Source organism: Sulfurimonas sp. (assembly GCF_023229105.1).
Taxonomy (GTDB): domain Bacteria; phylum Campylobacterota; class Campylobacteria; order Campylobacterales; family Sulfurimonadaceae; genus Sulfurimonas.
Genome location: NZ_JALNZY010000062.1, coordinates 1 through 11460 on the forward strand (window position 1 = coordinate 1; position 11460 = coordinate 11460).

15 protein-coding genes are annotated in these 11460 nt (G+C 36.3%); 7 read left to right on the forward strand and 8 right to left on the reverse strand.

Annotated elements, in window-relative coordinates:
• The 4 genes from M0Q17_RS08520 to M0Q17_RS08535 all read right to left on the reverse strand — a co-directional run.
• A partial coding sequence (locus tag M0Q17_RS08520; RefSeq protein ID WP_295085930.1) for an efflux RND transporter permease subunit occupies window positions 1–1433 on the reverse strand: 1433 nt, incomplete at its 3' end.
• A 4-nt stretch (window positions 1434–1437) separates the two neighbouring features.
• The gene (locus tag M0Q17_RS08525; RefSeq protein ID WP_295085932.1) at window positions 1438–2487 is read right to left on the reverse strand and encodes an efflux transporter periplasmic adaptor subunit; all 1050 of its coding nucleotides are present in this window, start codon (window positions 2485–2487) and stop codon (window positions 1438–1440) included.
• A complete protein-coding gene (locus M0Q17_RS08530) occupies window positions 2484–3749 on the reverse strand; it encodes a TolC family protein (protein WP_295085933.1) in 1266 nt (421 codons plus the stop codon). Before M0Q17_RS08530 ends, M0Q17_RS08525 begins: the two co-directional genes overlap by 4 nt.
• On the reverse strand, window positions 3743–4351 hold the full coding sequence (locus M0Q17_RS08535; RefSeq protein ID WP_295085934.1) for a TetR/AcrR family transcriptional regulator: 609 nt from the start codon (window positions 4349–4351) through the stop codon (window positions 3743–3745). Before M0Q17_RS08535 ends, M0Q17_RS08530 begins: the two co-directional genes overlap by 7 nt.
• A gap of 393 nt (window positions 4352–4744) precedes the next feature.
• Here M0Q17_RS08535 and M0Q17_RS08540 point away from each other — a divergent pair, with 393 nt between their 5' ends.
• The 7 genes from M0Q17_RS08540 (at window position 4745) to M0Q17_RS08570 (ending at window position 8169) form a co-directional block, all read left to right on the forward strand.
• Window positions 4745–5068, forward strand: a complete 324-nt coding sequence (locus tag M0Q17_RS08540; RefSeq protein ID WP_295085936.1) for a metalloregulator ArsR/SmtB family transcription factor — start codon at window positions 4745–4747, stop codon at window positions 5066–5068.
• The gene (locus tag M0Q17_RS08545; protein ID WP_295085938.1) at window positions 5065–5478 is read left to right on the forward strand and encodes an arsenate reductase ArsC; all 414 of its coding nucleotides are present in this window, start codon (window positions 5065–5067) and stop codon (window positions 5476–5478) included. Before M0Q17_RS08540 ends, M0Q17_RS08545 begins: the two co-directional genes overlap by 4 nt.
• Entirely contained in the window at window positions 5471–6427 is a 957-nt protein-coding gene (locus tag M0Q17_RS08550; protein WP_295085939.1) for a permease, read from the forward strand. Before M0Q17_RS08545 ends, M0Q17_RS08550 begins: the two co-directional genes overlap by 8 nt.
• Window positions 6428–6438: 11 nt before the next feature.
• Window positions 6439–6678: a thioredoxin family protein gene (locus M0Q17_RS08555; RefSeq protein ID WP_295085941.1), complete on the forward strand. Its 240-nt coding sequence runs from the start codon at window positions 6439–6441 to the stop codon at window positions 6676–6678.
• Between the two features lie 67 nt (window positions 6679–6745).
• Window positions 6746–7615: a S1-like domain-containing RNA-binding protein gene (locus tag M0Q17_RS08560; protein WP_295085943.1), complete on the forward strand. Its 870-nt coding sequence runs from the start codon at window positions 6746–6748 to the stop codon at window positions 7613–7615.
• Complete coding sequence (locus M0Q17_RS08565) at window positions 7596–7802, forward strand: hypothetical protein (RefSeq protein ID WP_295085945.1); 207 nt, start codon at window positions 7596–7598, stop codon at window positions 7800–7802. Before M0Q17_RS08560 ends, M0Q17_RS08565 begins: the two co-directional genes overlap by 20 nt.
• Before the next feature lie 73 nt (window positions 7803–7875).
• Window positions 7876–8169 (forward strand): chorismate mutase, encoded by a 294-nt coding sequence (locus M0Q17_RS08570; protein ID WP_295085953.1) that lies wholly within the window; start codon window positions 7876–7878, stop codon window positions 8167–8169.
• 93 nt (window positions 8170–8262) lie between these two features.
• On the opposite strand, the gene M0Q17_RS08575 is transcribed toward M0Q17_RS08570, so the two are convergent.
• From M0Q17_RS08575 to secY, 4 genes are all read right to left on the reverse strand, one after another.
• A complete protein-coding gene (locus M0Q17_RS08575; protein ID WP_295085947.1) occupies window positions 8263–9369 on the reverse strand; it encodes a methyl-accepting chemotaxis protein in 1107 nt (368 codons plus the stop codon).
• A gap of 104 nt (window positions 9370–9473) precedes the next feature.
• Window positions 9474–9692 (reverse strand): translation initiation factor IF-1, encoded by a 219-nt coding sequence (gene infA / locus M0Q17_RS08580; RefSeq protein ID WP_008338996.1) that lies wholly within the window; start codon window positions 9690–9692, stop codon window positions 9474–9476.
• Window positions 9693–9708: 16 nt separating this feature from the next.
• Window positions 9709–10467, reverse strand: a complete 759-nt coding sequence (gene map / locus M0Q17_RS08585; protein WP_295085949.1) for a type I methionyl aminopeptidase — start codon at window positions 10465–10467, stop codon at window positions 9709–9711.
• Window position 10468: 1 nt separating this feature from the next.
• Window positions 10469–11460 (reverse strand): preprotein translocase subunit SecY (gene secY, locus M0Q17_RS08590; RefSeq protein WP_295085951.1); only part of this gene is annotated, 992 nt, incomplete at its 5' end.

The window sequence follows — 11460 nt, forward strand, 5'->3', positions numbered from 1 at the left end:
AGTGGTATAAATGTTATAGATAAAAACCAACTAACAAACAAAGCGATGATAAGAGTCTCGATTAACGGTCTAAAAATCTTTTGTGGAAATCCACCAATAAACATAAGTGGAAAAAGAATAGCGGCTGTAGCAATAGTTCCTGCAAAAACAGGGCTTAAAACCTCTTTTGTTCCTTCTTTAATGGCATCTTGTAAGCTTGCATGTTTCTCATTTAGATGTCTCTCTATATTTTCTAAAACAACAACAGCATCATCTACGAGCATCCCAAGTGCTAAAATAATAGCCGTATAGATTACTATGTTTAACTCTCCGCCAGTTAACCAAACGATGGCAATAGTAGAGAAAAAAACCATAGGAATAGAGAGCCCTGCTGCGATAATCGCTCTAAAATTACCCAAGAAAATCATAATAATCAAAAGAGTAAAGATAATAGCATCTCTTAGAGCATCAAGCATATTGGAGTTTGCTTGCTCTATCAAATCTCTTTGCGTATCACTTATCTCAAAGTTGATGTTAGGATACTCGTCTTGAAGTTTTTGCATCTGGGCACGAGCCGCATTACTAACGTCAAGAACACTTCCTCCGGGTGCACGCTGGATGGCAAGAGCAATAGCCCCTTGTCCATTTCCCAAATATCCGCTTGTTCGTTTCTGGTAGCTCCACTTAATGTCTGCTACATCTCCTAAACGTACATTTGGCATTACAGGGAGTTGTTTAAGTCGCTCCACATTGTCTTTTTCGCCGTAATATGTAACCGTGAAAAAATCATTCTCACCCTTGATGAACCCAATAGGTATGTCACGATTAAGCACTCTTATGGCTTTGGCTATCTCCTCAAAATTGACACTATAACGCTTTGCTTTAAAGGGATCTATCTCGATATTTATCGCGCTCTCAAATCCACCAAACACTTCAACATTTCCTATCTCTGTGTTACTTAAGAGCTGTGGTTTTATAAAACTATCCGCTATTTTTCTAATATCAGCCAAATTAACACTGCTATTTTTTGGAGTAAGTGAGATAATATCAACAGGAAGCGTAAAGTCTCCTGCCGTATAAACAGCCGGATTAAGTCCTGCTGGTATTTTAGCTCGTGCAATGCTTAGTGCGTTTGCTACATCAACCGCTGCCGCGTTTAAACCCTTTTCATACTCAAATTCAGCTTTTACGATAGAGAAGTTTGCAACATTTATACTGCTGACATCCGTAACAAGTCCTAAACGTGCTATCTCTTGTTCTAAGGGTTTAGAAACAGTTGATGCTGCGACTTGAGCAGTAGCTCCGGGGATGGCTGTAATAACTATAACTTGAGGTGGATTTGCATCTGGAAATAAGTTTTTTGGAAGAACTATTAAAGCAATAATCCCCATTATAAAAAATGTGGCGATTATAGAGTAAAGAAGATAAGATCTTTTGTAAAAATACTCAAACATTTTTTTACTCCCTTACCTCTAGGGCATAACCGCTTGAGAGTTTAAGTAAAATATCTGGTTTTGCTACAACGATTTTCTCTCCGCTGAAGCTCTCCGATACAACAACACCTTGCTCTGCGCTCTCTAAGATATGCACCTCTTTTGGCTCTGCTTTGTTAGCATCTACTACAAGAACATAACTTTTACCCTCACGGTTAAGAAGCGCATCAAATGGCAGAAGAAAACCTTTGTTATTATAAATAATCACATCTACCTCAGCTCTGTCGCCACTTGTAAGCGTAGAGTCTCCCGTATATACTTTATACTCTGCCAAACCATGAAAGGTGCTACCAAGAGCAATAACAGGAAAATCCTCTCCATTAAACGAGACTTCCTTTATATTTATATTTGTAGGAATTCTAAGCATCAAATAAAAACCATTTTTAGAGCTGATTTTAGCAAGTGGACTCCCCGGCATACTCATAGCCCCATCACTTCCCATACTTTTAGCTATCACTCCATCAACCGGGGAAGTGATTAGTGCGTAAGAGAGGTTGTTTTTTGATTCTATCTCTTGCTGTTTAAGACCTGCTAATTTTGCCTCAGTTGCAGCTATCATAGTCGCCTCTTTTTGAGACTCTTCTATAGATGCCCCTTGCACGTTAAGGAGTTCTAGTGTTCTTTTGTGTGTCGCTCTTAAGTTCTTTAGTGCAATATTTTCAGAAGTTATCTGGTTTTGAATACTTTTAAGAGTGCTCTGTATGCTAGTTGTATCAAGTCTTGCTATTATCTCGCCTTTTTTAACTGGCGTGCCACTGTTTTTTATACTAATAATTCTCGCTGAAATTCTTGAAGAGAGTAAAACATCTTTGTCATTATCTACATCCGCAAGATATGGAAGTGAGAGTTTCGCATCAACCAATGAAGGTAACATAGTTCTTACTACAATAGGGTAAATCTTTGCTTTAGCAAGTGCCGCATCAGCTGCTCTGGCTGTTTGGATTTTTTTTGCTCCAGTCACGCCAAGAGCCACGACTACGATTAGGGCTAAACCTATTTTTAGATATTTTTTCATTTTAGCATCTCCTCAATATTATTAGCATATATAACTGCTAGCTGCATTTTTGTTTGTATTACCTCAGCATCTGCTTTATAAAGCTGGGCTTCTGCTGAAATAACATCATCTTCGTATCTTAAATACTCTTCAGTTGAGAGCCTGCCATTTTTAAAGTTGAGTTTTGCAAGCTCAAGTAGTTGTTTTTTATCGTCTATACTTTGAGTGTAGAGTTTCACAGAGTTATATAAAAGCGGTAACGACTCCTCTAGCATCTGCGCTTTTGACTCTAGTTCATCTGTCATTTTTGCGAGTTCTACTTCAGAAGATTTTACTTCTATTTTTGCTAAAGATATCTCACTATAATTTTCCATTTGAAGTAGTGGTATATTTAAAATCACACCTATATTTCCATACTCTTCATTTAAGCTTTTATCATTGTTATATGCAGTTCCTTGTGAAAAAACATAGGTTCCTTGTGCAAAAAACGCAGGGTATAGTTTCTCCTTCTCGGCTTTTACACTTAACTTATCAGCAGCAATTCTTACCCTTAAAGGCTCTAGAGATGCTAAGCCTCTACTACTATCTAGATTTTCATTAACACTCATAGTAACTGGTGCTTCAAGTTTTATACCAGTAAGAGAGTATATGATGCTTATGAGTTTTCTCTTTTGTATTTCGATACTATTTTTAGTAATATTAATTTGATTGAGACTATCATTTATTTTATAAAGTTCTGATGCTCCAACTCTTCCATTTTCTACTTTTATTTGCAAAGTTTTTTTCGTCTCTAGCAGTGACTTCTCTTTTATATCTAAAGATTTTTGAAGTGCCACTAAGTAGATGTAATTTGCGTTATTACCTACAATAAGCGCTTCATTTTCAAGAAGATTTATATACTTTTTTGCTTTTGCACTCTTTTGCATTATTTTAGCCTTCTCAACCAGAGTAAAGATAGATTTCATAAAAATAGGCATAGTAAACGCAGCTCCTTCACGAGTTATATTTTGGCTAAAAGGTTGCGCGGTAGCAGGGTTTTTTATCGTGTTTGGAGGAACGGGTAATAGGTTTGTGGGCGAAGAGTAGTGATCGTAACTCGCAAAAAGATTTATTTTAGGGTAGAGTTTTGCATCTGCTAAATCTTCATAAATCTCTGCTTTTTTTACTACCATCTCATCAGACTTTGTTTGCGAATGTCTCTTAAGCGCATCAAAGAGTTCTGGTATTGTGTATGCACTTAGCATCAAAGGCAAAGAGAGCATTATTAATGTTTTTTTTAACATAGTAATCCTTTTATGATTTTTTTAGAGAGTGATTCAACTATATTTTCAAACTCAACTTCAGGTAGTTTGCTCTTATCTTCTAAAACAGAAAATATCCTCTCTCTAAGAGGTTTTGTAGTGTTGTAAGAGGTAAGAGTAGAGACAATCATCATCTGAATTATAAAAGGATTCTCTTTTTCAAAGACTTTTTCCTCTGCACCTTGTTCTAAAATGAGTATCAATCTTGAGAGAGTACGAGAGATTATCGTTGTACATTTATCGGGAAGTGTTGCAGCTCCGCTTGCTATCTCTCTTGCAAAGATGGAGCTAAAAGTTGGGTTTGAGATAAGAAAGGAGCCAAAAGTTTCTATATAGTTATGAAGTCTCTCTTTAGCATCACCCTTTAGTGTGTTTTTTTCAATAGTTTGAACAAGCTTTAAAAATTCAGAGTAAACAACAGCTTCATAAAGTGCTGCTTTGTCTTTAAAGTGGTAATAAATTGCAGGTTTGGTAATATTGCACTCTTTAGCAATTACATCCAAATTTGTATTTTCATAACCAAACTTAGAAAAATTTTCTATAGCAGTTATTAAAATCAACTCTTTTTTTGATTTTTTAGCCATTAAAAACTCTCAAATGTATCAAACGCTGTTTTTACATAATTTAGGCTTTGTGGTAAAGCTTCTGTCTTCTCTATCATCAAACTTTTTACTTCTTTTGGTCTTGAGAGCTGCATAATTTTCTCTTTTAGTATTAATATTTAAACTTACTTTCTAGTAAGTAAGTTTAATACTTTTATACTTTCTTATAACTTAAAATAACGCTGCACATAATAGAAGAAAAATCTCTATTTGATGCCGCGTGAAAAGTTAAAGCATCAGGGCGGTTATTCTCACAAAAAAGCAACATCAGAATTCATAAGGAACCTATGGCAAAATTAAATCTAAACATCAACATATCTTGATTTAATAATATTATTTTGCTACAATTTTGCAATTTTAACAAAGGAGACCGATATGGATATCTTTTTAAAAAGTGTCTCGGCACTTAATGATGAAACAAGAGTTCTGATACTGCGCTTTCTTGATGAGCATGGACAGATATGCGTTTGCGATTTGCAAAACTCTTTAAATATGATTCAGTCCCGTCTCTCACGCCACCTTAAAATCTTAAAAGAAGCTGGGTTTTTGCGTGTACAGAGACAAGGTACATGGGCATACTACTCTATAAGAAGCCCGCTTGATCGCTTTAGAGCTGAAGCCCTTAGTGAGATAAAACATCTTGATATAGAAATTCCAAAATTAAAAAAATCCTCACAAGCAGGAGAGTGTAAATTATGAGTAAAAAGAGTGTCCTGATTTTATGCACGGGAAATAGCTGCCGCTCTATTATGGCAGAGGCACTTTTAAACGCAAAGCTCGGCGATTGTTTAAAAGCACAAAGTTCAGGAGTTAAAGCAAGCAGGAAAGTAAATCCAAATGCTAAAACACTTTTAGACTCTCTAGGTTACTGGAGAGAGGAGTATCACTCTAAAGTTATTGAGAGTGTTATGGATACCCAGTTTGATTTGATAGTTACAGTTTGCGATCATGCAAAAGAGACCTGCCCTATGTTTCCAAAAGCCGTTAAAACTATACACGTAGGGCTTGATGATCCAAGCGGCAAGCCTAAAGAGGAGTACGAAAAAACCCTTCTTCTTATAGAAAAAGAGCTTCTGCCTCTTGTAAAAAAAGAGTTGTGTCATGTTTGATTGGTTGCATAATCTAGTTGCTTGGCTTGTTTTTGATATTTTTGGATTAGCATCAAGCAGCCACCTTGGCGAAGCGGTTCACTTTTTCATCTACGATACTATAAAAATCTTTATTTTAATTATGGTTATTATCTATCTTGTAACCATCATGAGAAGCTATTTTCCAGTTGAGAAAGCAAGAGAGTATATAAGCAAAAAGCACAAACTCACGGCACATATTCTAGCAGCTGTTTTTGGTGTTATGACTCCGTTTTGTTCATGTAGCGCGATTCCCCTGTTTTTGGGGTTTTTGCAAGCAAGAATCCCACTTGGCGTGACATTTAGCTACCTTATCTCAGCGCCTTTAAGTGATGCCGTAGTCATTGCGATGCTTATCTCTTTGTTTGGTTTTAAAATCGCACTGCTTTATGTCGGTGTAGGTCTCTTAGTAGCAGTGGTTGCAGGAATCATTATCGGCTCTATGAACCTAGAAAAAGAGATTCTTATAGAGATAAAACCGGTAGAGACTCCCTCTTTTGCGCAAAACAAGCCACCCTTTAGCAGCAGACTTAAAGAGGCATCAGATTACACTTTGGATATATTTAAAAAGATATATCTTTATGTTGTCGTGGGCGTGGGGATTGGGGCATTTATACACGGCTATGTTCCAACTGACTTTATAAGTAAATATGCAGGAGGCGATGCCTGGTATGCACCGATTATAGGCGTTGTCATGGGCATCCCGATGTATAGCAGTGCTGCGGGAATTTTACCTCTTGTTGAAGCGTTAACTCAAAAAGGGATGCTTCTTGGAACTGCACTTAGCTTTATGATGGCGGTTGTAGCACTAAGCCTTCCTGAGGCAATGATACTAAAAAGAGTCTTATCTATGAAGTTAATAGCAATTTTTTTTGGCGTAGTCGGTTTTGGGATACTATTAGTCGGGTATCTATTTAATATTATTTTATAAAAGGAAAGAGCATGAAAATTGAGATTTTAGGGACAGGTTGTGCAAAGTGCAAAACACTTGAAGCGGTGGTAAAAAAGGCTGTTGCAAAGAGCGGAAGGTTTGTACAGATAGAAAAAGTGGATGACATAATGAAAATTATGGAGTATCAGGTTGTAAGTACCCCTGGGCTTGTAATAGATAAAAAAGTAGTAAGTACGGGAAAGGTTCTTAGCGTAGATGAAGTTCTCTCGTTTATAGATAAAATAAGTTAACATCTAAAGCTTAACCATTTGTATATCTCAATACAGATATAATTCTGAACAATTATAAGGAAATATTTTGCAACAAAATCAACATTTAGAACTCGGACGCATAAACTGCCTAAGAGTTGAAAGACACACACCTCATGGCATATTTCTGAGTGCCCTTGATGAAAAAGATGTGCTTCTGCCACAAGCTTATGTAACAGACGAGATGCAAGAGGGTACGCTATTAGAGCTATTTTTATATACGGATTCTGAAGATAGACTTATCGCTACGACTCTTAAACCAAAAGCTATGCTTGATGAGTTTGCCCTTTTTGAGGTGGTAGATGTCGCACCTTTTGGATCATTTGTTGGTTGGGGGCTTGCAAAGGATCTTTTTGTTCCAAATATGTTTCAAAAAGAGAAGTTTAAAATCGGCGAGAAAAGATTTCTAAAGGTTGTCTATGACGAAAAGACACACCGACTTGTTGGAACCGAAAAACTAGGCAGCTTTTTTGATAAAAAGCCAAAGGGGCTTGCCCCACACAAAGAGGTTGATATTCTCATCATCGCAAAAACTCCGCTTGGTTTTAAGTGCATTGTCGAGGAGAAATATGAGGGGCTTATCTATCACAACGAAATATTTCAAAAGATAGAGATTGGAAGTAAAAAAAGAGCGTATGTAAAAACCGTAAGAAAAGATGGCTGTATTGATTTAACTCTTCAAGCTCTCGGAGCTAAACAAAAAGATGCATCTTGTCAAAAAGTAATGTCGCTTATCAAAGAGAGCGGCGGTTCTATGCCTTACAACTATAAAAGCGACCCAGAGTTAGTGCAAAATGTTTTCGGCTTAAGCAAAAAAGCGTACAAGCGCGCTCTCACAACTCTTCAAGAAAGTGGAGATATTGAGATTAAAGAGAGCGGAATATATCTCAAGAGCTCACATGGCAAAAAAGAGAAATAGTATAGAACTGCTTGAGGCAAATATAACCTATACCCTAGAGAGAAACTTATACAAAATTATATGTTTTTTTCCTCTTAAGATGAGCGTTGATGTAATGGTTTACGAAGATGGAGCAAAAGCGAAAATAAAAAATATTCCCTTTGCGCATCTACCAAAACAGATAAAAAAAATTATAAAACCAAACTAGAAAATGTGGCTTCATTATTGTCTCTTTTTGGATAACATATTCTATTAAAAACGGAGAAAATACTATGCCTAATATGAAAAAATGCAGCTCACTTGAAGAGGTAAGAGCAGAGATAGATAAGATAGATGATAAAATTGTAGAACTTATCTCCAAAAGAAGTCATCTTGTGCGTCAAGCTGCTCCATTTAAAAATAGCATCGAAGAGGTTAAAGCCGAAGATAGAATTGATTTTATCCTACAAAAAGTTCGACACTCTGCGATTCAAGCAGGTGTATCTCCAAATATGATCTCTGATCTTTTTAAAATTATGATAAATGAGATGGTTGAGACAGAGATATCAGAGTTTAGAAACAAACAGACGTTTTAAGACTCTTTACTTATACGCCTATGTGCTTTTATAGCACCCTCTGAAAAGTTAGTTCTTAAAAACAGAAACTCGTCAACTTTTCAGAATAAAAACTTATACTACTCGGCTAAGCTCTTTAACACTCTCTTTTATTACCTTTATACACTCATTGCTTCTTTTTGAAAGCTCATCAATCTTTGCAATATTTCCAATAATCTCTTCTGTTGTTTTAGCGTTTTGAGTATAGCTCTCTACTGTAGTCTCTGCTAAAGTAACTCCCTTGTCAATTGCATGACTGATGCTTTGCATACGTTTTGAGGTGTCAGTTGAGAGTTCTGCCAGCGACTCAATTGTTTGACTGCTCATATTCATCTGCTGGCTTGTCTCGTTTATGGATTGGCTTACTATATTAATAGTTGCATTTATCTCAGTAAGACTTTTTTGTGTTCTCTCTGCGAGCTTTCGTACTTCATCAGCTACCACGGCAAATCCGCGTCCATGTTCACCTGCACGGGCTGCTTCAATAGCAGCATTGAGTGCAAGAAGATTCGTCTGATCTGCAATATCCGCAATTACCAGAATAACCTCTTTAACCTGATTTGCATCTTCTGAAACCCTGCTTAGATTATTAGCTAATGTATTTTGTGTACCTGAAGCATCTTGAAGTTGCTTTACAATACCTGATATCTCATTTTTAATGCTGTTTAAATTTTTACTTACTTCAACAATATTCTCTTTTGAACTTGAAGCATCAACCAAATTATTACCTAACACCATCTTCAATTTTTCGCCTATTGAAACTACGTTTGAAAGAAGCTCTCTCTCATTAATCATACTTTTATTCGTGTTTTCATAGTCACTATTTATCTTGTTAACTATATGTTCTATCATATGCGATTTTTCATTTGTGTCTTGAGCCTGTAAAAATATAGCCTGAAATCTATTCATATTTTCTGCGGCTTCGCTTAGTTCTGAATTATAACTGTTTTTTAAAACAATCCTCTCTCCATGCTCAAGGTTTTCAAGCTGTCCTATAAGAGACTTTGTCATATCTACACCATTGTATTTCTCATCCAAATCATGCACAAGTATAACAGCTGCTATAACATACTGAACTATCTGTCCGATTATATTATCTGTAAAAAATGTTCCATTAATTATAAGTAAAAGTATTCCGACGTAGTGAACAAAACGCATACGAAAAAAGAGAGAATTTAGCATTGCTTATCCTTATATAACTACATGCACAAATTATACAAGAAAAAGCTTAATTTATTTTTTTATAACAATTTTTTGTGATAAAAAAAGAGGATAAGAGCCTCTTTTTACTTGTATCTGTAGGTGATACGACCCTTATCAAGCGAGTATGGTGTTAACTCAAGTTTAACTTTATCACCCGGTAATATTTTTATATAGTGCATACGCATCTTTCCTGCTATATGACATAAAATAATATGACCGTTTTCTAACTCAACACGAAATGTTGCATTTGGCAAAGCCTCTATAATCTTGCCATCAACTTCGATAACATCTGATTTAGCCATTTTAATCCTTTTTTTCTCAAGCCAGAGATAAAATTTCAGCTTTACCATTGACAACTGCAACAGTATGCTCGTAGTGTGAACCGCGTAAACCGTCGGCACTAACAACATCCCAATTATTTTCTAAAATAATCGGTTTTGAATCCTTTTGGCAAATCATAGGCTCAATGCAAAAAACCATCCCATTTTTTATTTTAGGACCGCCTTTTGCATCTTTTGCTTCTAAATAATTTGGTATCTCAGGCTCCTCATGAGGTTTTTTCCCGATACCGTGTCCGCAGAAACTATGAAGTGGCACAAATCCTCTTGAGCGAATAGAGTCTTCTAAAATAGCTGAGAGCTCTTTGAACCTCATACCTACTTTTATAGACGCGATTGCCTCATAAAGAGATTCTTTAGCACATGCGATAAGTATCTCATCTTGTGCGCTTATTTTGCCTACTCCAACAGTAATCGCAGCATCACCAAAATAGCCATCAAGTTCAGTTCCAATATCGTAACCGATAATATCGCCCTCTTGAAGTTTATAATCTGTTGGGATTCCATGAATGATAACTTGATTAAGAGAAGTGCAAACTGTATTTGGAAACCCATAAAGACCTTTAAACGAAGGTTTGGCGCCATGAGAGCGGATATAATCCTCTGCCATTGCATCAAGCTCCTTTAGGGAGATTCCAACTTTTGTATTTTGATGGAGCAACTCAAGACTTCCGCCAACAATTTTGTTTGCGGCTCTGAGTTTTTCTATTTCATTTTGTTTTCTAAGCGCAATGGCCATCTTATAGACCAACCGCGCTTAATGTTTGATACTTACTCATATAAACCTGCGCTTCAATTTTTCTCATAGTATCAAGTGCAACTTGAACAACGATTAAAACTGCAGTACCACCAAAAAAGAAAGGTACGCCCATCCCTTTGATAATCATAAAAGGCAGAGTTGCAACTAGACCCAAATAGAGTGCACCGGTAAAAGTAAGATTACTTGCTGTCGTATTTAAGAATTCACTTGTTGCATTTCCAGTACGAATACCCGGAATAAATCCACCCTGCTTTTTCAAGTTTTCTGCAATATCTTTTGCATTGAAGGTAATAGATGCATAAAAAAATGCAAAGAAAACAACAAATACAAATGTTAAAAAGTTAAAGAAATAACTATTAGGGTTTAGATGATCAGCAATTGCCATGATAGTAGGATTTGTGCTACTAGATAAAACGGTCATAGGAAACATCAATATTGCACTAGCAAAGATAACAGGGATAACACCCGCTAAATTAACTTTAATAGGAATATAGTTCATAACTCTTTTGTTTTGATTTTGTAGCATCACTTTTTTAGCATATGTAACAGGTACACGACGCTCACCTAGTTCAACATAGATGATTACACCTACAGTTGCCAATACTAGAGCAAGAATTGCGATAGCTGTTAAAAAACTCATAGCTCCTGTATTTATCATAGTAACAGTCTGACCGATTGCACTAGGAATTGCTGAGACGATTCCTGCAAAGATGATTAGTGAAATACCGTTGCCGATACCACTTTGCGTAATTTGTTCCCCAATCCACATAAGAAGCATTGTTCCCGCTACCATAGAGATGGCAGAGACCATGATAAATGTATTGTGATCAATTAATATTGCGTTGTTACCGTTAGGTCCTGTAAGACTCTGAAGTCCGACACTGATACCGATTGCTTGAATGATTGTAATTACAATAGTCGCATAACGAATTATTTGCATATACTTAACCATTCCGTCACGCTCTTTTTTCA